Source organism: Streptomyces sp. NPDC031426, from assembly GCF_055581585.1.
On the sequence record NZ_JBVIJE010000022.1, the window covers coordinates 82,800 to 102,407 of the forward strand.

Consider the following 19,608-nt stretch of genomic DNA (forward strand, 5'->3'; position numbering starts at 1 on the left):
GGACATGCGCTGACCTCCCACCCCCGAACGGCACAGTGCGGTCGGCGGTCCTCCTCCTGCCGCGCGACGCCCAGCCCCTCCGCCTCGTCGTCCTTGCTGATCCGGGTGTAGACCCAAGTGGCAGACTGCTTCCATGACGACGCACAAGAACCTGCTCGGCGGCCCGGACCCGACCTACCTGCCGGAGAACGAAGAAGCGTACCGCCTGCTGGGCGAGGAGTCCCGGTCTCCGTCCGAGGTCGCGGCGAAGCACCCCACGTTCTCGCTCGCGTGGGCGATGCTCGCCGACGACGCCTTCGAGGCAGGGCGAACGGTCGAGTCGTACGCATACGCGCGCACCGGCTATCACCGCGGTCTGGACGCGCTACGCCGGGCGGGGTGGAAGGGGCACGGCCCCATCCCTTGGAGCCACCGGGCCAATCGCGGATTCCTGCGCTGCCTCGCCGCCCTCGCTCGCGCCGCCGGCGAGATCGATGAGAAGGACGAGACGGAGCGTTGCTGGCAGTTCCTCAAGGACAGCAGCGCCGAGGCGTACGCCGAGCTGAAGCGGTAGAGAAGGGTGCTACTGAGTGCCGCCGTCTCGCGCTGAGCGACGGCGGCACAGTCATGTCCGCCGCGGTGGCCCTAGCCACCCAGCCGCTCCCCCTCCAACGGCGGAGCCGTGACGCACCCGTGTACATGGCACTCGGGGTGTCGGCACTCCGGAGCCGGGCGGCGGACCAGGGCGAAGGCCACGAGCGAACCGGCCACCAGCACCCCCGCGCAGATCGGCATCGCGCGATCGAACGCCGCGTCGAACGCCGTGGGCGACCGGTACGCCTCCGGGCCCATCCCCGCGAGCAGCGGCAGCGCGGCGACCGCGATCAGGCCCGCCGCCCTGGCCGCCGCGTTGTTGATGCCGCTGGCCAGGCCGGCCCGGGCGGTGTCCACGGAGGCGAGGACCGTGGCCGTCAGGGGGGCTACGAGGGTCACCATGCCCGCGCCCATGACCAGCAGGGCCGGCAGCACGTCCGTCAGATAGTCGGCGCCCTTCCCCACCCGCAGCATCAGCAGCATCGCCGCCGCGCAGAGCAGCGGGCCGGCCGTCAGCGGCAGGCGCGGGCCCGTGCGGTCCGCCAGGGCGCCCGAGCGGGCGGAGAAGAGGAGCATCAGGGCCGTGGTCGGCAGCAGGGCCGTACCGGCTTGCAGGGGTGAGTAGCCCGAGACCACCTGCAGTTGGAGCGCGGTGAGGAAGAAGAAGCCGCCGAAGGCCGCGTACACGCACAGGGTGACCAGATTGACCGCCGTGAACTGGCGCGAGGCGAAGATGTCCGGCGGGAGCATCGGGTCCGGTCGGTGCCGCTCCACCTGCACGAAGGCCACCGCCGCGACCACACCGGCCACCCCGGTCAGCGTCACCAGCAGAGAGCCCGCCTTCGCCTCGATCAGCGCGTACGTCAGCAGGGCCAGGGCCAGGGCGCCCAGTGCCGCGCCGAGGACGTCGAAGCGGGCGTGCTTGCCGGCGTCCCTCGACTCGGGGACGTGCCGCAGGGCCACCGGCACGCACAGCAGGGCCAGCGGGACGTTCAGCAGGAACACCCAGCGCCAGCCGGGGCCGACCACCAGCCAGCCGCCGAGGAACGGGCCGACCGCCGCGCCGATCCCGCCGAAACCGGACCAGAGGCCGACGGCCCGGCTGCGGTCGTCGCGGTGGAAGGACGACTGGATGATCGCCAGGGAGCCCGGGGTCAGGAGCGCGCCGCCGATGCCCTGCAGGGCCCGCGCGGCGATCAGCATGACCGGGTTCGGCGCCAGGCCGCACAGCAGCGACGCCACCGCGAACCACACCACACCCAGCACGAAGATCTTCCGCCGGCCGTAGTGGTCGCCCAGCGAGCCGCCCAGCAGGATCAGCCCGGCCAGCGTGACCATGTACGCGTTGACCGTCCATTGCAGGGCGGCCAGGCTCGCGCCCAGGTCCTGGCCGATGCGCGGGAGCGCCACGTTGACGACGGTCGAGTCCAGCAGCGCCATGCTGGAACCGAGGACCGTGGTGAGCAGGATCCACTTGCCCTGGGGCGAGGCCAGCCGGACGTCGGGCATGCCCCAGGTATACAGCGGCCCGGCGGCCGGGAACAGCCGCCGGGCGCGCCGCGGGAGAACGGACGTACCGCTTACTTGATCTTGTTGCCCGCCGAGCGCAGGTTCTGCGTGGCCTCGACGACACGCGCGGCCATGCTCGCCTCGGCCAGCTTGCCCCAGGTGCGCGGGTCGTAGGCCTTCTTGTTGCCGACCTCGCCGTCGACCTTCAGGACGCCGTCGTAGTTCTGGAACATGTGCGCGGCGACCGGACGCGTGAAGGCGTACTGGGTGTCGGTGTCGAGGTTCATCTTCACGACGCCGTTGTCCAGCGCGGTCAGGATCTCCTGCTCGGTGGAGCCGGAGCCGCCGTGGAAGACGAAGTCGAAGGGGGACGCCTTGCCGAACTTGGCGGCGACGCCGTCGTTCAGCTCCTTCAGCAGGTCGGGGCGGAGCACGACGTTGCCCGGCTTGTACACGCCGTGGACGTTGCCGAAGGAGGCGGCCAGCAGGTAGCGGCCCTTCTCGCCCAGGCCGAGGGCCTCGGCGGTGCGGATCGCGTCCTCGACCGTGGTGTACAGGGAGTCGTTGATCTCGTGGGAGACGCCGTCCTCCTCGCCGCCGGTCGGGGTGATCTCGACCTCAAGGATGATCTTGGCGGCGCGGGTGCGCTCCAGCAGCTCCTGGGCGATCTCCAGGTTGTCGGCCAGGGTCTCGGCGGAGCCGTCCCACATGTGGGACTGGAACAGCGGGTTCCTGCCGGCCTTCACGCGCTCCTCGGAGACCGCGATCAGCGGACGTACGTACCCGTCGAGCTTGTCCTTCGGGCAGTGGTCGGTGTGCAGCGCGATGTTGACCGGGTACTTCTCGGCGAGGATGTGCGCGTACTCGGCGAGCGCGACCGCGCCGGTGACCATGTCCTTGCTGTACTGGCCGCCGAGGAACTCGGCACCACCGGTCGAGATCTGGACGATGCCGTCGCTCTCCGCCTCCGCGAAGCCGCGCAGCGCCGCGTTCAGGGTCTGGCTCGAGGTGACGTTGATGGCCGGGTAGGCGAACTTGCCTGCCTTCGCCCGGTCGAGCATCTCGTTGTAGACCTCGGGGGTTGCGATGGGCATCTGTCCGCTCCTTGTGTTGCGGGTTGGGGTTGTGCGTTACGGCCCTGACCTAGACCTGAGGGTTTCGACGCCGTCGTCGTCCCCATCTTTCCAGACATGGACCGATGGTCCATGCGCCGGTCAAGTCCAGGTCAATCCGCGTCGTCAGTCCAGACCCAGTTCATCCTTCGAGAAGGCGAACCGGTACGGAACGCCCGCGCCGGCCTCGATCTTCTCGGCGGCGCCGGTCGCGCGGTCCACGATGGTCGCGACGGCGACGACCTCGGCACCGGCCTCGCGCACGGCCTCGACGGCGGTGAGCGGGGAGCCGCCGGTGGTGGAGGTGTCCTCGACGACCAGCACCCGGCGGCCCTTGATCTCCGGGCCCTCGACGCGCCGCTGCAGCCCGTGCGCCTTCGCCGCCTTCCGTACGACGAACGCGTCCAGCCGCTGCCCGCGCGCGGCGGCGGCGTGCAGCATGGCGGCCGCCACCGGATCGGCGCCCATGGTCAGGCCACCGACCGCGTCGAACTCCAGGTCGGCCGTCAGGTCCAGGAGCACCTGGCCGACCAGCGGGGCGGCCTCGCCGTCGAGGGTGATGCGGCGCAGGTCGACGTAGTAGTCGGCCTCAAGACCCGAGGAGAGGGTCACCTTGCCGTGCACCACGGCCTTGTCCTTGATCTGCTGCAGCAGTGCGCCACGTACGTCCGTCATGCCGACCAGCTTAAAGGCGCCGCCAGCTCCAGGTCGTCGTCGCCTCCAGCGGCTCCAGCGGGGTGACCAGGCGCGGGAGGGTGTTCAGGCCGTTGGGCGGGCCGGTCTGCGGCTCCACGCACACGGCCTCGGCCTGCTCGTCGTAGACGACCACCCACTCCTCGCGGCTGGTCACCTTCAGCTCCAGCTGCCCCGGCCAGGTGAGGGTGACGTCGACGCCGCCGGGCATGCCGAAGCAGTCGTCCCAGGGACCGGGCCTGGGGTCGATCCGGTTGCCGGTGGGCAGATGGTCGTCCCCGCGCTCCTCCTGCCAGGCGGGCTTGAAGTCGACCGTCACGTCTTCGCGCCCGAGGTTCCGGTTGAACCAGGGGTGCCAGCCGATCTGCGCCGGGAAGGAGTCGTCCCGCGCCTCCACCGACATCGTCAGCGTCAGGCCGTCCTCGGCGAGCGTGACGACGTGGGTGACGCGGCCGGGGTGCGGCCAGGGGTCGACCAGGTCGTACGTGATCACCGCCTCGTTCTCCGCGACGCGCGCGGTGCGCCAGGCGCCGTCGCGGGTGGTGCCGTGGATGGCGTGGGGCGGGGAGTTGAGCGGCATCTGGCGGACGGTGCCGCCGTCCAGGAAGCGGCCGTCGCGGGTACGGCCGCACCAGGGCACCATGGGGAAGCAGCCGTAGCGGGGCCCTTGCCTCAGCAGTTCCAGGGCGTTGACCTTGAGGCTGCTGATACGGCCGCCGTTGGTGGGGCTGAGGCGTACTTCCGCGTTGCCTGCGGTCAGCGTGATGTCTTCGTTACTCACGGGAAGACAGTACTTGGGGGAGATCGGGGTGCATCGCGCTCAACGGCGTTTGCGCAGTGCCCTGCTCACGACGATCGCCGACGCCACCACCAGGGCCGCCGCCGGTGCCGCCCAGCGCAGTGCCGATGTCGCCGTGACCGTCTGGGGTGCCGGAACCGGTGCATAACGGCCCCGTGGCGGCGCGTGGTCGACCTCCTCCGCGCTGCGGCCGATCATCGTGCGGCGGGCATGGGCGGCCTCGGCGGGGGGCTCGCCGGTGTCGGCGAAGTCCTCGGCGAGGCGGTCGGCCGCCGGGTCCAGGGACGGTGGCGGGACCTCGGTGTCGAAGACCGAGGTGCGCCCGGCCCCGGGCTCCGGCGCCTGTTCCTCCCCCTCCTCCGAGGCCGCCGGGGGCTCCACCGTCGCCAGGTTCTCCACGAAACGGTTCAGCAGGCGGGTCGCCGCCGCGTGCACCGCGTCCGGTGGCAGCTCCGCGATACGGCCGTCCGCGTTCGCCGCGCCCTCGACCGTGACCGTCGTACCGCCCTCGTCCTCCGCGAGGCGCAGGGTGAGGGCGAGTTTCACCGCGCCGGTGCCGCGGGCCTCGGTGGCGTCGGCCTCGACGGCGTACGTACCGTCGTCGTGGGCGACCACCCGGGCCGTACCCCGGTAGGTGACGGAGTGTCCCTGGACGCGGAGCTTCAGGCGTCCGGTGACCGGTTCGGCACCGGCGTCCTGTTGCAGGCCGGGGATCGCGCGGGCGATGCGCGCGGGGTCGGCGAGGGCGGCTCTGAGCGGTTCGAGCCCGACCGGGACGAAGACCTGGTGCTCCATGTCCGGTGAGCCTACCCAGCTGTGACCGGAATTCACCCTCACCTGACCAGCTCGTCAGTACCGCGGATGCACCAGCGTCGACGCGGGCAGCCCGCCGATCCGGGTCCGTTCGGCCGCCCGCGCGTCCGCCGTGAGGTCCGTCTGCGTCAGGGTGTGCGACGGCCCGGCGGTCAGTCGCAGCGGTGGTGGCGTGGACGCCGGGCTCGCCAGCAGGAACCCCCAGTCGTGCGGGGCGCCGGACGCGCCCGCCGAGCGGTCGGGGCCGGCCGGGAAGCCGGGGTCGTGGCCGAGGACGCGGTAGGAGGAGACGGCGAAGCGGGCGGCGCGCAGGGTCGCGGCGACCGTCCAGAAGACACGGGGGCGGGTGGTGACGGACCCGGCGTGGACGACGAGCCGGCCGCCGGGGGCGAGGACGCGGTGGGCCAGGCCGTAGAACTCCTGGGAGTACAGCTTGGTGCTGGCGGTGATGCAGGGGTCGGGGAGGTCGGCGATCACCACGTCGTACCGGGAGGGGGGCGCGCCGCGCAGCCAGCCGAGGGCGTCGGCGGTGGTGGTGTGGACGCGGGGGTCGGCGTAGACGTGCTGGTTGGCGGTGGCGAGGCCGGGGTCGTGGCGGGCCAGGCGGAGCAGGCCCGCGTCGAGTTCCACGACGTCGACGCGGCGCACTCCGCCGTGGCGCAGCGCCTCGCGGGCGGCCAGGCCGTCGCCGCCGCCGAGGATCAGCACGCGCGCGTGCGGGCCGCCGGACAGCGCCGGGTGGACGAGGGCCTCGTGGTAGCGGCGTTCGTCCCGGCCGCCGACGCGGAGCCGGCCGTCCAGGAAGAGGTCGAGGGGCTTGCCGTCGGTGCCTCCGGCGAGGACGACCTCCTGGACGTCGGTCTGTTCGGCGACCCGGACGTCCGTGCCGTAGACGGCGTGCCGGGCGGCGCGTTCGAACTCGTCGGCGAGGGCCGCCGCGGAGGCGAGGACGCCGAGGACGGCGAGGCCGACGAGGAGCAGGGTCCAGCGGGCCCGGCGGGTCAGGTCGCGGCGGAAGAGGCCGAGGACCAGGGCGCCGCCGGCGACGACGTTGACCGTGCCGGTGAGCAGCGCGCCCGTCAACTGGCCCAGGACGGGCAGGAGAAGGAAGGGGAAGGCGAGGCCGCCGACCAGCGCGCCGACGTAGTCCGCCGCGAACAGGTCGGCCACCGCGCCGCCCGCGTCCTGGTGCCGGATGCGCTGGATCAGCTCCATCAGCAGCGGGACCTCGGCGCCGATGAGCAGGCCGATGGCGAGGGAGAAGGCGACCAGCAGGCAGCGCGGGCCCTCGGCCCACATCCCGCCCCAGCCGCCGGTCCAGGCGAAGACGGCGTACAGCGCCATCGCACTGCACCCGCCGACCAGCGCGAGGACGGTCTCGATCGCGCCGAACCCGACTGCCGCGTGCCAGCGCAGCCGCTTGGCGCCGAGGGAGCCGACGCCCATCGCGAACACCATCACGGACAGCACGACGGAGGCCTGGGTGACCGAGTCGCCCATCAAGTACGAGGCGAACGCGACGAGTTCCAGCTCGTACACGAGTCCGCAGGCCGCGCAGACGAAGACGCACACGAGGACCAGGAACCGCCCGGTGCCGGGCCGGACGGGCAGCCGGGCGGGGGCTGTCCAGGGCGGCGGGCAACCCGGGGGCGCGGGGGCGTGCGGTTCGATCACTCTGCGACGTTACGTCACACGCGCGGCACGCTTCGTCACCCACACGTGTGGATCTGGGGGCAGTTGAGGTCCTGGGCGTTTATCTCCGCGCGGGCGTGCTCAGCTCAGGTGTGCGGTCGGCACCCGCACACCGACCCGGGTCCGGGTGGCCACCAACTGCCCGTCCTGCGGGTAGGCGTGCCAGGTGCGCCAGTGCACCTGGCCCTCGTGGCGCTGGGCCAGCATGGCGGTGAAGGCGTGCGGGCTGCCCGGGAAGACGCCGGCGAGGCCGTGCGGATGGTCGGAGACCAGGGCCAGCAACTCCTGGGCGCGGCCCGCGAACGAGCCGGGGGTGAGCACCTCGACGCGCGCGGCGAACTCGTACTCCCAGTCGCCGACGCGCTTGGCGACGCCGAGCGGCAGCGGGGTGCTGGAGCCCGGGATGCAGGCGACAGTCTCCGAACAGCGGCCGCGCTCCTCGTCCAGCAGCACCTGGTGGGACGCGCCGAGCAGTCTCAACTGGAGCTTGGCTCCGGCGAGTTCGAGGTCAAGGGTGGCCAGGGCCGGCAGCGGCTCGCGTCCCAGGGCCCAGGCTAGGTCGGCAGCGCGCGTATCGGTGTAGGAGGTGTTCAGGGTCGTGAGCATGGATCGGCTCCGCTAGCACGCGATGAGGGGGAGATCGGCCATGTCAGCCCAGCCGGCTCGGCCGGGTTGGGGAGTCTCAGGGACGTCCGAGGGGCTGCGTTGGCGTTTTAGAGGGAATCATGAACAGAGGCGCCCCCACAGCGTTTTTACCCAACTTCGCCGGGTTTCCATCCATCAGAGGGCTCCTTTGCTCAACTGTTCAACCATGGCGCACGCCTGGCGCGGCAAACGAACGGCGAGCGCGGAGACGTCAACGACGGACGCCGGGCGCGGGACACGTTCACGGCGAGCGCGGAGACGTCAACGACGGACGCCGGGCGCGGGACACGTGTGCCGTGGGCGCTGGGCGGCTGGTTTCGCCCGGCGGGCGACTGGCGTGGGAGACGTCAACGGCTGGCGCCGGACGCGGAGACGTGCACCGCGGGCGCCGGGCGGGCTGGTTCGCCCGGCGGGCGACTGATGCGGGAGACGTCAACAGCGGACACCGGACGCACGACACCTCAACGACGGATGCCGGACGCCGAGACCTCAACGGCGAATGCCGGACGCGGAGACGTGCACCGCGGGCGCCGAGCAGCTGGTTCGCCCGGCGGGCGCCTGGCGCGGGAGACGTCCACAGCCAACACCGGACGCACGACACGTCAACGACGGATGCCGGACGCGGAGACGTCAACGGCGGGCGCCGAACGCAGGACACGTCAACGGCGGATGCCGGGCGCGGAGACACGCGCCACGGGCGCCGGGCGGGCTGGTTTCGCCCGGCGGGCGCCTGGCGCGGGAGACGTCAACGGCTGGCGCCCGTCGGCTGTTTCGGTCGGCGGGCGCTCGGGGGCGGGCCGGATGCGGTTCCCCCGGGAGTCGGCCGCCCCGTGTCAGCTGCCTCCCCCGCATCCGCCGCCGCACGACGAGCCCCCGCCGCAGGACGAGCCGCCGCAGGAGGAGTGGCCCCCGCAGGAGTGACCGCCACCGCAGGAGTGACCGCCGTGGTGGCCCCCGTGGTGCCCGCCCGACGAGCCGGAGTCGGCGCTGCCCGCCCACCAGCTACGGCTGTCGTCGTATGCCGAGGACGAGGACGATGAGCGGTACGACCGCGACCTGCCACGGCCACTCTTGCCGAGCGACACCTTGCGCTGCCGGTTCCTGGTCCGCGCGCCCGCCAGCGCCGTGACGGTCACGAACGCGGCCACGACCAGGATGAAGATGATGCCCACGACCATGGCGTCACCCTCCTTCCGTTCCCCCGATGCGGCCCCCCGTGGACCGCGGTGCCCGGCAGATGCCCGGCCGTCCCCGGGCGCAAAGCAGAGTTGAGGAACTTCTGAGGGTCAACGCACGGAAAAGGCCCCTGACCTGCGCAGACGGGCAGGTCAGGGGCCTTCGAGGTCTCGCTGGGCCGTCTGTGGGCCGTGATCTTCCTCTCGGGCACGCTGCAAGGCGGCGAGGTTCATCGACCGCCGCGGGTCTCGATATGGACCCTCGTCAGCGCGAACAGGATCAGGAGGTCGAGTGTCATCACGGGGATGGCCCACAACGGGTAGTACGGAACGAACATGAACTGGGTGATCAGGCTGATCGCTGCCACTGATGCACCGGCCCCGCGACCCCAGCTCCGGCCTGCCAGGACTCCCAGGCCGGCAATGACGAGGGCCACTCCCATCACGAGGTGGATCCAGCCCCAGGACGTCAGGTCGAACCGGTAGGCGTACCGGGACGCGGCGAACAGGGTGTCGTGCGCGATTCCGGCTGCGCCCATCAGGATGCTGAGGGGCCCGCTGACCATCATCATGATCCCGGCAAACCTGGAGGCGTCGTCGATCGTTTCGCCGAGCCCCCCAAGCCCTTGCTGTCTCCTGTTCGGCACCGTTGTCATGCCAGCAGCCTTCCTGTGCAGCGCGGTCACCAAAGCACACCGCCCACGCGAAGCCAGCCACGCACCTCTAACAGGATGGCCGCAATCCTCCGGCACCGCGACTGCAACCCGCGTCGCCAACAGGGGATTGCCGCAGGTGTCGCGAAGGGCACACAGCAGTTCAGGGGCCGCGGCCGGCGGAGCGGTGTCCGGGCCGTCCGGGCCGTCGAGCCGCACCACGGCGTGGAAGTGGACCGAGCCGCGCTTCTGGAACTCGGCGACCTTGCCGAAGGAGACTCGGCACACCCCCCGTAAGGCCGTCTGCGTCAGGCCCGCACGGGCGGCGATCTCGCGGCGTAGGCAGATCGTGAAACGTCGCCACAGGTCCCCGGCGTGGTTGTTCCACAGGACCGCGCCCGCGTAGTCGTAGCGCTCCGGATCCAGGGCTGTGCCCAGGGCAGGGTCATCCTCGGCGTGGGAGCTCCCGCAGCGGCAGCGGCCCGAGTCAGGCCGGTTGTGCACGGGACCGAAGGACGGGGCGGTCAGAGTGGCGAAGACGCGGGGGTGATCCCGCACGGTGGCGGGGACGTCCTTGTGTTCGTCGGCGGTGATCCCGGCCCGGATGAGGTGGTACGTCTCTCCGGCGTAGGTCCAGGCGCAGGCGCAGGCGGGGCAACGGGACGCACGGCGATTGCCGCAGGCGACCCGAAGCATGCCGCCCGGCTCGTTCGCGGTGCTGTACGAGTAGAGGACGTCACCGGTCGTGCGGTCGCCGGTGACGGTCTCGCCCTGGAGACGGATGGGGTGGGCGCAGCCGCCGGTACGGCGGATCTGTTCCTGCCAGCGGTCGGAGCCGGGAGAGTTCGCCACCCGCAGCAGGTCGGCGAGGGTGATCGGGTCAGTGCCCAAAGAGGCCGCAGCACCGGCCACGGCCTCAGGGGCGACGGGGAAGCCGTCACGCAGCCACCTCCACGGCGACCACGGGCGAGGCGACGGGGAGCTCCCTCACCGCCGACGAGCCGAAGGTAGGGTCGGCCGGGCAGATCCGGTCGCCGTCGTGGGTGAGCACGCTCAGTCCGTCCACCGACACGCGGATCCAGCTGGGCGCGTGAGCACGGCAGCCGGGGCACCTAGTCGGACGGTCCAGCAGGTCGAGGCAGGAAGGGAACAGGCTCATGCGGTCACCTGCCCAGAGCGCATCGAACCGTTGGGGTTGTGGCCGGGGCAGTTACGCGCCGTGCATGTGGTCGGGTCGTCCGGGTCGAGGCACTCGGTGATCCAGCCGGAACCACCGCAGCGGCAGGCGCCCGCGGGCGGCCTGCTCGATCCTTGGCGGCCTGTGTCATGCGGCAGGGCCCCCAGACCGTGAAGGCGGAGGCGAGCCGTTCGGCCCGGTCCCAGCGCCGCCCGCTAGGGAACCGGCTCTGGTGGGCCTGGTCCAGCTCCCGCGTGGTCAGGTCGGCCAGCCGGAGCAGCCGGTAGCCGTAGACGTACGCGCGCCGAGCGGTGCACTTCGGCGAGGCCGAGTCGGGCAGCACCCTGGAGGATCCAGGCGATGACCGCCGCGTAGCTCTTGCCGGTCGCCTTGTAGGCGGTCGGCATGTCCGAGGGCGAGCGCCGAGAAGATCCGGGACAACGCGGCCCTGCCGACATCGCCGTTGTCCGCCCCTGGGGCACGGTCGGCCGGATCGCCGCGAACCGTGACGGGTCGCCCGAACGGAGGCCCTGCATTGTTACAGAACCCATTGGGCCGTTCGAAGGAGTCGAGGCCGCGAGACGGCCAAGAGCGTCGCGAGCCGACAACCGCACTTTTCCCTGCTCCCGGCGTGCTTCCGAACCAGGACGGGGCCGGCACCCGAACCCCTCCCCGGCATGAATGGCCCATACAAGCGAGAGCAACAGATATATCTGCGCCTTGTAACGCGGAACCGTTCCCTCGTCCGGTGTCGCGGCGAAGGTCCACAGTGTGGGTCCTCGGCACAGAGCCGGGAATTTCCGGATTTGCACACCCATCCCCGCCAGGGATGGTGTGCACGAACGTGAGGTGACAGATTCATGTCTGTTTCTCGTACGACGGCCCGCCTGCTCGCCACGTGTGTGGCTACGGGCGCCCTCGTCGGCGCGGCCGCCATGCCGGCCCTGGCCGCCAGCGGCGCCCAGGACCGTGACTACGGAAGGAGCTACTCGCTCGGCCACAGGATCGACCACGACCACGACGGCCGCTTCGGCGACTGGGACCACGACCGGGGCTGGGGCTGGGGCTGGGACCGGGATCAGGATCGGGACTGGCGCTGGGGCCGGGACCACGACCGGGACCACGACCGCGGCTGGCACCACCACTGGGGCTGGCACCACGACCGGGACTGGCGCCACGACCACGGCTGGCACCAGGACCGGGACTGGGACCGCTAGCCCGTCCTGGAGGCCGTGTCGTGACGCGGAGGCCCACACCCACTGCCTCCCGTCGCCGTAGCCGGCACGACCGCTAGACCCAACCGGAGGGCCGAAGCTCCTTGCGGTCTTCGGCCCTCCGACCACGCCCGTCTGACGTGCCATGAGTTCTTCGCCTACTGAGCACCCTCCAGGGCAGCTAGACGCCGCTCACACCGCCAAACTTCGTGAGTGTTGCCGTTCTCGATGCCGCCACAGGGACCAAAACCGCCGTCGGCTACCTCCGTGTAGAGGCGGCGGAGCAGCGGCGGGAGTGGGTAACCGATGATGCGCTCTGCCTCCGCCAGTGCCTCCGCAGATGCGGGTGCCGGCGTGAGCAGACTGTCGCGCCATTCCGTTGGGCGCCCCGCCTGAACGCGGGCCTTGACGGCCGCCAGCACCTCGTCATCGGTCACGCTGATGATGATCGCAGATGCCTGTGCGGTGCAGCAGCGAAGTACAGCAACCATGCCGACCGGGACCAACCGCACACGCCCCCAGTAGCCAGTCTGACCAGCCCACCAGACCTCAGCGGCCTCCGTGCCCATAGTTCGCATCGAGGGGGCCAGGCAACGCGAACCACTAGCGGCCCCGGGGTATCTCTGGGGCCGTCTGTGGGCCGTCCGGGGGCGGCCGACGACGACAGACGACGACAGCCGAGGACATCCCCTCCCCTGGTGAGCGATGGCGGGTTGGGTATCGGCGCAGGCGCCCATCAGCGAAGCAGTGTTGAGGAACTCCAGAGCTTGGGCGCAGGATGGCCGCCATGACCTCCAGCGCACGCCCCCACCTCAATCGCCGGCTCGCCGAGTTCGGTACGACGATCTTCGCCGAGATGTCCGCGCTCGCCGTGGCGACCGGGTCGATCAATCTGGGCCAGGGTTTTCCCGACACCGACGGCCCGGAGGAGGTCAGGGAGGCTGCCGTACGGGCGCTGCGCGACGGCCGGGGCAACCAGTACCCGCCGGGGCCGGGCATCCCGGAGCTGCGCACCGCGATCGCCGCGCACCAGCTGCGCCGCTACGGGCTGAGCTACGACCCGGACACCGAGGTGCTGGTCACGGCGGGCGCGACGGAGGCGATCGCGGCCGCGCTGCTGGCGCTGGTGGAGCCCGGTGACGAGGTCGTGGCCCTGGAGCCGTACTACGACTCCTACGCGGCGAGCATCGCCATGGCGGGCGGCACGCGCGTACCGGTGACGCTGCGGCCACACGTCGAGCAGGGGGCGTCCTTCCGCCTGGACCTGGACGAACTGCGCGCCGCCGTCACCGACCGCACCCGGCTGCTGCTGATCAACACCCCGCACAATCCGACCGGTACGGTCCTCACCCGCACGGAGCTGGCCGCGATCGCCGAGCTGGCGGTCGAGCGGGACCTGCTGGTGGTCACGGACGAGGTGTACGAGCACCTGGTGTTCGACGACACCGGGCATCTGCCGCTGGCGTCCTTCCCCGGGATGCGCGAGCGCACGGTCACGATCGGCTCGGCCGGCAAGACGTTCTCCTTCACCGGCTGGAAGGTCGGCTGGGTGACGGCCGCGCCGGAGCTGGTGAGCGCGGTCCGCGCGGTGAAGCAGTTCCTGACGTACGTCTCCTCGGGCCCCTTCCAGTACGCGGTCGCCGAGGCGCTGGCCCTGCCCGACTCCTACTTCGCGGAGTTCCGCCGGTCCATGCTGGCCCGCCGCGACATCCTCGCGCAGGGCCTGACGGAGGCGGGCTTCGAGGTCTTCGTCCCGGCCGGCACGTACTTCATCACCACCGACATCCGCCCCCTCGGCGAGAAGGACGGCTTCGCCTTCTGCCGCGCCCTGCCGGAGCGGGCCGGCGTCGTGGCCATCCCCAACGCCGTCTTCTACGACGACCGGGAGGCGGGGGCGCCGTTCGTGCGGTTCGCGTTCTGCAAGCGGGAGGAGGTGTTGCGGGAGGCGGCACAGCGGCTGACCACGATGCGGCGAGCCTGAGGCGTGTCATGGCCGCCGTGACGCCGCGGTCCCGCGTCAAGTGCGGCCTCCATGACCTGCAACGGGGGCCGAGCCGGCGCCGGTGACGTGCTCGGCCTGGGGCTCGTGTCGGTGGTGTTCTTCGGCGAGATCGGGACCGGCCGGCCACGGCCCAGGTCGGCCCCCTGGTGCACTCCAGCACGCGCTGTGGTGGGTCACCGGGATCAGGGGCCGGCACCTTCCCCTCGGTGTGCCGGCGTACTCGACACAGGTGAACCCACCCCGCACTCGGCGGCCACCTGCTCGCTTCGGCGGCCAAGCCCTTGCAGGGTGCTCAGATGTGACTCGCGCCAGCACCACCCTCGCCCCGCCCGTAGCCGCGCCGAAGCCGGCGCAGCGCGACCGCACCCGGCCGTCCCGCGTACGAGCGAGCGGGATCGCCGTGGGCCTCTTCATCGGCGTCCGACTCACCGGGGTGGCCGTGCTCGCCCTCGTCGCGCACATCGCCGGGCGGCATCCCCTGGCCGTGCTCGGGCGGTCCTGGGACTCCGTCTGGTACCTGGGCATCGCCGCCCACGGCTACGGTCACGACCTGCCCTCCCACGACCCCGGCCCGCACAGCGACCTCGCGTTCTTCCCGCTGTACCCGGCGCTGCTGCGGGCGGTGACCGCGCTGGCCCCGGTCGGCGGCGGCACCGCCGGGCTGCTGATCTCGTGGAGCGCGGCCGCCGTGGCCGCCGCCGGGATGCACGCGGTCGGCTCCCGGCTGCACGGGCCGGCCACCGGTGTCGCGCTGGTGCTGCTGTGGGGGCTGCTGCCGCACGCGGTGGTGCTGTCGATGGCGTACACCGAGCCGGTGCTGACCGCGTTCGCGGCCTGGTCGCTGTACGCCCTGCTGGCCGGGGACTGGCTGTGGGCGGGCGCACTGGCCGCCGGCGCGGGGCTGGCCCGGCCGAACGGGTCCGCGGTGGCCGCCGCGGTGCTGGCCACGGCCGGGGCCGAGGTGTGGCGGCGCCGCGGCAAGGTTTCCCACAGGCTGTGGACGGGCGCGGCGCTCGCCCCGCTGGGCTGGACCGCGTATGTGCTGTGGGTCGGGCGGCGCAAGGGTGATCTGCTCGGCGGCTACTTCGAGGTGCAGCGGCGCTGGGGGTCGACGTTCGACTTCGGACGCGGCGCGCTGCGGTTCCTGCGCGCAATGCTGCTGCACGGCAGCCAGTTCGTGTTCCCGATGGCGCTGGTCCTGGTCGCGGCGGCGACGGTGCTGTACGCGCTGCTGCTCCTCGACCGCGCTCCGCTGCCGCTGCTGGTGTTCAGCGGGATGCTGCTGCTGATCGCGCTCGGCGGGTCGGGCTTCTTCGAGTCCAAGCCGCGGTTCCTGCTGCCGGCGTTCCCGCTGCTGCTGCCGCTGGCCCAGCCACTGGCGCGGACGGCGAGAGCCCGGCCCTGGCACGCGACCGTAGTGATCGCGACCCTGGCCGGGCTCAGCTATGTCTACGGCGCGTACCTCGTGGTGTACGCGCAGGCACCGCTGTAGGCGGCGGGACGGGGCCTACTCGCCGTCGTCCTCGGGGTTCTCGGGCTCGTCCGCCTCGTTGACCTCCTGCTCCAGACCGAGCTGCTCGACGAGCCACCGGTCGAACTCGATCGCGGCCCGCACCCAGCTGACGGTCGAGGAGACGAAGTGGTTGATGTCGACGCCCGTGCCGATCAGCATCTGGGCCTCGCCGATCAGCCGGACGGTGCCGTCGTCGTGGGTGTGGGTGTACACCTTGGGCCACAGGGTGCGGCGGTTCCAGTCGTCGACGGACTCCAGCAGCTGCGGCTTCTCGTCGATCTTGTGGGGGCGGTCGTAGAACGTCCGCACCGAGAAGACGGCCTGCTCGGCCTCTCCGCGGAACATGAAGTAGGTGCGGAACTGCTCCCACGGCGCCGCGAGGTCACCCTCCTCGTCGACGACGTACTTCAGCTCCATCTGGTCGAGGAGCTGCTTCACAAGATCCTGATCCGGGACGACGGGGCCCGCCGGTCCTTGGGGCTGCGGTTCGGGCTGGCCCCCGAAGTTCGGAATCGAGGACGGGTCGATGCTCACCGTGTATTTCCCTTCGTGCGGATTCCGCCATCCTCCCCCACGGGGGGAGGGGGGAGGCAAGCCCCGACGCCCGCCTGTCCGCCGTGGGCTGACATGATCCGGCTGGTCGGGTGGACGGCCGGTGAATGACGGGCCCCCGGCCGGCGCCGGACGCCGTCACGGTGGACGTGCCGTACGAGGACCCGGGGCGGGCCCTCGTACGGTTCACCCCGGTCACCGGGTGGGCGTCACAGCGTCTTCCCGGTCGCCGGCCCCACCAGCAGGCCCTCGCCGAAGCGGTCGACGCGGACCGTGTCGCCGTCCTTGATCTCGCCGGCGAGGATCTCCTTGGCGAGGCGGTCGCCGATGGCGGTCTGCACGAGGCGGCGCAGCGGGCGGGCGCCGTAGGCCGGGTCCAGGCCCTCCTCCGCGAGCCAGGCCAGCGCCTCGGGGGTGACTTCCAGGGCGAGCCGGCGTTCGGCCAGCCGCCTGCCCAGGCGGTCGATCTGCAGCCGTGCGATCTGCTCCAGCTCGGGCTTGGTCAGCGCCGAGAAGACCACCAGGTCGTCCAGCCGGTTGAGGAACTCCGGCTTGAAGGAGGCCCGGACGACCTCCAGTACCTGCTGCTTCTTCTCCTCCTCACCGGTGACCGGGTCGACCAGGAACTGGCTGCCCAGGTTGGAGGTGAGCACCAGGATGGTGTTGCGGAAGTCGACCGTGCGACCCTGACCGTCCGTCAGGCGGCCGTCGTCCAGCACCTGGAGCAGGATGTCGAAGACCTCGGGGTGGGCCTTCTCCACCTCGTCCAGGAGCACGACGGAGTACGGGCGGCGGCGGACGGCCTCGGTGAGCTGGCCGCCCTCCTCGTAGCCGATGTACCCGGGAGGCGCGCCGACCAGGCGGGCCACGCTGTGCTTCTCGCCGTACTCCGACATGTCGATGCGGACCATGGCCCGCTCGTCGTCGAAGAGGAAGTCCGCGAGCGCCTTGGCGAGTTCGGTCTTGCCGACGCCGGTCGGGCCGAGGAAGAGGAAGGAGCCGGTGGGGCGGTCGGGGTCGGCGATGCCCGCGCGCGAGCGCCGTACGGCGTCGCTGACCGCGCATACGGCCTCGCTCTGGCCGATGAGCCGCTTGCCCAGCTCGTCCTCCATGCGGAGCAGCTTCTGCGTCTCGCCCTCCAGCAGGCGGCCGGCCGGGATGCCGGTCCAGGCGGCGACGACGTCGGCGATGTCGTCGGAGCCGACCTCCTCCTTGACCATCGTGTCCTTGGCGGCCTCCTCCTCGGCCTCGGAGGCGGCCTCCAGCTCCTTCTCCAGCTGCGGGATCTCGCCGTACAGCAGCTTGGCGGCGGTGTCGAAGTCGCCGTCGCGCTGGGCGCGTTCGGCCTGGCCGCGCAGGTCGTCCAGGCGCTCCTTCAGCTCACCGACCCGGTTGAGGGACTGCTTCTCCTTCTCCCAGCGGGCGGTCAGGCCGCGCAGCTCCTCCTCCTTGTCGGCGAGGTCGCGGCGCAGCTTCTCCAGGCGGGCGACGGAGGCCGGGTCGGTCTCCTTGGCGATCGCCAGCTCCTCCATCTTCAGCCGGTCCACGGCGCGCTGGAGTTCGTCGATCTCCACAGGGGACGAGTCGATCTCCATGCGCAGGCGCGAGGCGGCCTCGTCGACGAGGTCGATGGCCTTGTCGGGGAGGAAGCGGGAGGTGATGTAGCGGTCGGAGAGGGTGGCGGCGGCCACCAGCGCGCTGTCGGCGATCTGCACCTTGTGGTGGGCCTCGTACCGGCCCTTCAGACCGCGCAGGATCGCGATGGTGTCCTCGACGGTCGGCTCGGCGACCAGCACCTGCTGGAAGCGCCGCTCCAGCGCCGGGTCCTTCTCGATCCGCTCCCGGTACTCGTCCAGGGTGGTGGCGCCGACCATGCGCAGCTCGCCGCGGGCCAGCATGGGCTTGAGCATGTTGCCCGCGTCCATGGCAGAGTCGCCGCCGGCACCGGCGCCGACGACGGTGTGCAGCTCGTCGATGAAGGTGATGATCTGCCCGTCGGAGTCCTTGATCTCGGCGAGGACGGCCTTCAGCCGCTCCTCGAACTCACCGCGGTACTTGGCGCCGGCCACCATCGCCCCGAGGTCGAGCGCGACCAGCCGCTTGTCCTTCAGCGACGAGGGCACGTCACCCTTGACGATCCGCTGGGCGAGCCCCTCGACCACGGCGGTCTTGCCGACGCCCGGCTCACCGATGAGCACGGGGTTGTTCTTCGTACGGCGGCTCAGCACCTGCACGACCCGCCGGATCTCCTGGTCCCGCCCGATGACCGGGTCGAGCCGGCCCTCGCGGGCGGCGGCGGTGAAGTCGGTGCCGAACTTCTCCAGGGCCTTGTACTGGCCCTCGGGGTCGGCGGTGGTCACGCGGCGTCCTCCCCTGGCCTTCTTGAAGGCCTCCAGCAGCTTCTTCGCGTCCGCACCCTGCTGCTCCAGCAGTTCGCCGGCCCGGCCGCCCTTGGCGGCGATCCCGATCAGCAGATGCTCGGTCGAGAGGTACTCGTCGCCGAGTTCCTTGGCGCGCTCACCGGCGTCGGCGAGCACGGCCAGCAGCTCTCGGTTGGGCTGCGGCGGCGCGACGGTGGACCCGGCCACGCTGGGCAGCGTGGCCAGCAGCTTCTCCGCACCGGCGCGTACGGCGGCCTGGTCCGCCTCGACGGCGGCGAGCAGGTCGGTGATGTTCTCGTTGTCCTGCCCGGCGAGCAGCGCCAGCAGCAGGTGGGCAGGCGTGAGGTCCGGGTGCCCCTCCGTCACGGCCCGGTTGCTGGCCGTGTTGATCGCGTCCCGGCTCCTGTTGGTCAGCTCGGCGTCCACTTCGTCCGTTCTCCTCCTCGGCCACACTCTCCACTGCTGACTTAACCAGCGTACACAAAGTTGAGTCTATTCCGCTCAAGTAGGACCGGAAGGCCCTGCGCGGGCTAGGTTGCGGGCATGGCGAAGCACTCTGAGCAGTACCTGGAGTTCTGGCGGGAACGTCATCTGTGCACGTTGACGACGCTCCGCCCCGACGGCAGTCCGCACGTGGTGCCGGTGGGGGTGACGTTCGACGCGGAGACCGGCCTGGCCAGGGTGATCACCAACGGGACCAGCGCGAAGGTACGGCATGTGCGCGCGGCCGGAGCCGAGGGCGCCCGGGTCGCGGTGTGCCAGGTGGACGGCCGGCGCTGGGCCACGCTGGAGGGGCGGGCGAGGGTGCGGACGGAGCCGGAACGGGTCGCGGAGGCGGTACGGCGCTATGCCGAGCGCTACGAGCGGACACCGGGGCCGAATCCGGCGCGCGTGGTGATCGAGATCGAGGTGGAGCGGGCCCTGGGGAACGCCTGAGGCGACCGAAAACTTTCAGCCACCCTGGGCGCGCGCGCATACCGCGAAATTCCACAGAATATCCCCAGAAAACTGCAGCGGGGGGGGCGGGGGTGGGGGGGGGGGGGGGGGGGGGGGGGGGGGGGAAAGGGGGGGGGCTTTTTTTGGGGGGGGGGTGGGTAAGGAACGC

General features: G+C 71.6%; 18 protein-coding genes. 5 read left to right on the plus strand and 13 right to left on the minus strand.

Annotated features, from left to right (window positions below; genetic code table 11):
• Positions 1-133: 133 nt before the first annotated feature.
• Entirely contained in the window at positions 134-553 is a 420-nt protein-coding gene (locus ACZ5NH_RS33645) for a DUF3151 domain-containing protein (RefSeq protein WP_388623372.1), read from the plus strand.
• A 71-nt stretch (positions 554-624) separates the two neighbouring features.
• Here ACZ5NH_RS33645 and ACZ5NH_RS33650 read toward each other — a convergent pair whose 3' ends face one another.
• The 10 genes from ACZ5NH_RS33650 to ACZ5NH_RS33695 form a co-directional block, all read right to left on the minus strand.
• Entirely contained in the window at positions 625-2,082 is a 1,458-nt protein-coding gene (locus ACZ5NH_RS33650; protein WP_468780690.1) for an MFS transporter, read from the minus strand.
• A gap of 71 nt (positions 2,083-2,153) precedes the next feature.
• Complete coding sequence (fbaA, locus tag ACZ5NH_RS33655; protein ID WP_388623367.1) at positions 2,154-3,176, minus strand: class II fructose-bisphosphate aldolase; 1,023 nt, start codon at positions 3,174-3,176, stop codon at positions 2,154-2,156.
• Positions 3,177-3,320: 144 nt separating this feature from the next.
• Entirely contained in the window at positions 3,321-3,869 is a 549-nt protein-coding gene (gene pyrE, locus ACZ5NH_RS33660; protein WP_388623364.1) for an orotate phosphoribosyltransferase, read from the minus strand.
• A 10-nt stretch (positions 3,870-3,879) separates the two neighbouring features.
• The gene (locus ACZ5NH_RS33665) at positions 3,880-4,668 is read right to left on the minus strand and encodes an aldose epimerase family protein (protein WP_468780692.1); all 789 of its coding nucleotides are present in this window, start codon (positions 4,666-4,668) and stop codon (positions 3,880-3,882) included.
• Between the two features lie 39 nt (positions 4,669-4,707).
• Positions 4,708-5,481 carry an SRPBCC domain-containing protein gene (locus ACZ5NH_RS33670; RefSeq protein ID WP_468780694.1) on the minus strand — a complete coding sequence of 258 codons (774 nt, stop codon included), beginning with the start codon at positions 5,479-5,481 and terminating at the stop codon, positions 4,708-4,710.
• A gap of 54 nt (positions 5,482-5,535) precedes the next feature.
• Complete coding sequence (locus ACZ5NH_RS33675; protein WP_468780696.1) at positions 5,536-7,173, minus strand: polyamine aminopropyltransferase; 1,638 nt, start codon at positions 7,171-7,173, stop codon at positions 5,536-5,538.
• Positions 7,174-7,272: 99 nt separating this feature from the next.
• On the minus strand, positions 7,273-7,797 hold the full coding sequence (locus ACZ5NH_RS33680) for a DUF2617 family protein (protein WP_388623354.1): 525 nt from the start codon (positions 7,795-7,797) through the stop codon (positions 7,273-7,275).
• Between the two features lie 872 nt (positions 7,798-8,669).
• A complete protein-coding gene (locus ACZ5NH_RS33685) occupies positions 8,670-9,014 on the minus strand; it encodes a hypothetical protein (RefSeq protein ID WP_388623349.1) in 345 nt (114 codons plus the stop codon).
• A gap of 227 nt (positions 9,015-9,241) precedes the next feature.
• Positions 9,242-10,576 (minus strand): replication initiator, encoded by a 1,335-nt coding sequence (locus ACZ5NH_RS33690; RefSeq protein ID WP_468780699.1) that lies wholly within the window; start codon positions 10,574-10,576, stop codon positions 9,242-9,244.
• A gap of 25 nt (positions 10,577-10,601) precedes the next feature.
• Complete coding sequence (locus ACZ5NH_RS33695; protein ID WP_468780701.1) at positions 10,602-10,823, minus strand: hypothetical protein; 222 nt, start codon at positions 10,821-10,823, stop codon at positions 10,602-10,604.
• 878 nt (positions 10,824-11,701) lie between these two features.
• Between ACZ5NH_RS33695 and ACZ5NH_RS33700 the strand changes: the two genes are divergently transcribed.
• Positions 11,702-12,058 carry a hypothetical protein gene (locus tag ACZ5NH_RS33700; protein ID WP_468780703.1) on the plus strand — a complete coding sequence of 119 codons (357 nt, stop codon included), beginning with the start codon at positions 11,702-11,704 and terminating at the stop codon, positions 12,056-12,058.
• Between the two features lie 155 nt (positions 12,059-12,213).
• On the opposite strand, the gene ACZ5NH_RS33705 is transcribed toward ACZ5NH_RS33700, so the two are convergent.
• On the minus strand, positions 12,214-12,492 hold the full coding sequence (locus ACZ5NH_RS33705) for a hypothetical protein (protein ID WP_468780705.1): 279 nt from the start codon (positions 12,490-12,492) through the stop codon (positions 12,214-12,216).
• A 341-nt stretch (positions 12,493-12,833) separates the two neighbouring features.
• Here ACZ5NH_RS33705 and ACZ5NH_RS33710 point away from each other — a divergent pair, with 341 nt between their 5' ends.
• Together ACZ5NH_RS33710 and ACZ5NH_RS33715 are read left to right on the plus strand one after the other, a co-directional pair.
• Positions 12,834-14,036: a pyridoxal phosphate-dependent aminotransferase gene (locus ACZ5NH_RS33710; protein WP_468780707.1), complete on the plus strand. Its 1,203-nt coding sequence runs from the start codon at positions 12,834-12,836 to the stop codon at positions 14,034-14,036.
• 319 nt (positions 14,037-14,355) lie between these two features.
• Complete coding sequence (locus tag ACZ5NH_RS33715; RefSeq protein ID WP_468780709.1) at positions 14,356-15,549, plus strand: hypothetical protein; 1,194 nt, start codon at positions 14,356-14,358, stop codon at positions 15,547-15,549.
• A gap of 15 nt (positions 15,550-15,564) precedes the next feature.
• Here ACZ5NH_RS33715 and ACZ5NH_RS33720 read toward each other — a convergent pair whose 3' ends face one another.
• The gene (locus tag ACZ5NH_RS33720; protein ID WP_365723782.1) at positions 15,565-16,104 is read right to left on the minus strand and encodes a type III secretion system chaperone family protein; all 540 of its coding nucleotides are present in this window, start codon (positions 16,102-16,104) and stop codon (positions 15,565-15,567) included.
• A gap of 227 nt (positions 16,105-16,331) precedes the next feature.
• Positions 16,332-18,929, minus strand: a complete 2,598-nt coding sequence (clpB, locus tag ACZ5NH_RS33725) for an ATP-dependent chaperone ClpB (RefSeq protein ID WP_468780711.1) — start codon at positions 18,927-18,929, stop codon at positions 16,332-16,334.
• A gap of 117 nt (positions 18,930-19,046) precedes the next feature.
• Between clpB and ACZ5NH_RS33730 the strand changes: the two genes are divergently transcribed.
• On the plus strand, positions 19,047-19,439 hold the full coding sequence (locus ACZ5NH_RS33730) for a pyridoxamine 5'-phosphate oxidase family protein (protein ID WP_388623324.1): 393 nt from the start codon (positions 19,047-19,049) through the stop codon (positions 19,437-19,439).
• Positions 19,440-19,608 lie beyond the last annotated feature (169 nt).

Bases quoted from the DNA above. Each gene is read 5' to 3' on its own strand.
- ACZ5NH_RS33650 (WP_468780690.1), bottom strand. From the start codon at position 2,082: ATGCCCGACGTCCGGCTGGCCTCGCCCCAGGGCAAGTGGATCCTGCTC.
- ACZ5NH_RS33700 (WP_468780703.1), top strand. From the start codon at position 11,702: ATGTCTGTTTCTCGTACGACGGCCCGCCTGCTCGCCACGTGTGTGGCT.
- ACZ5NH_RS33730 (WP_388623324.1), top strand. From the start codon at position 19,047: ATGGCGAAGCACTCTGAGCAGTACCTGGAGTTCTGGCGGGAACGTCAT.
- fbaA (WP_388623367.1), bottom strand. From the start codon at position 3,176: ATGCCCATCGCAACCCCCGAGGTCTACAACGAGATGCTCGACCGGGCG.
- ACZ5NH_RS33685 (WP_388623349.1), bottom strand. From the start codon at position 9,014: ATGGTCGTGGGCATCATCTTCATCCTGGTCGTGGCCGCGTTCGTGACC.
- ACZ5NH_RS33695 (WP_468780701.1), bottom strand. From the start codon at position 10,823: ATGAGCCTGTTCCCTTCCTGCCTCGACCTGCTGGACCGTCCGACTAGG.
- ACZ5NH_RS33680 (WP_388623354.1), bottom strand. From the start codon at position 7,797: ATGCTCACGACCCTGAACACCTCCTACACCGATACGCGCGCTGCCGAC.
- pyrE (WP_388623364.1), bottom strand. From the start codon at position 3,869: ATGACGGACGTACGTGGCGCACTGCTGCAGCAGATCAAGGACAAGGCC.
- ACZ5NH_RS33645 (WP_388623372.1), top strand. From the start codon at position 134: ATGACGACGCACAAGAACCTGCTCGGCGGCCCGGACCCGACCTACCTG.
- ACZ5NH_RS33670 (WP_468780694.1), bottom strand. From the start codon at position 5,481: ATGGAGCACCAGGTCTTCGTCCCGGTCGGGCTCGAACCGCTCAGAGCC.
- ACZ5NH_RS33710 (WP_468780707.1), top strand. From the start codon at position 12,834: ATGGCCGCCATGACCTCCAGCGCACGCCCCCACCTCAATCGCCGGCTC.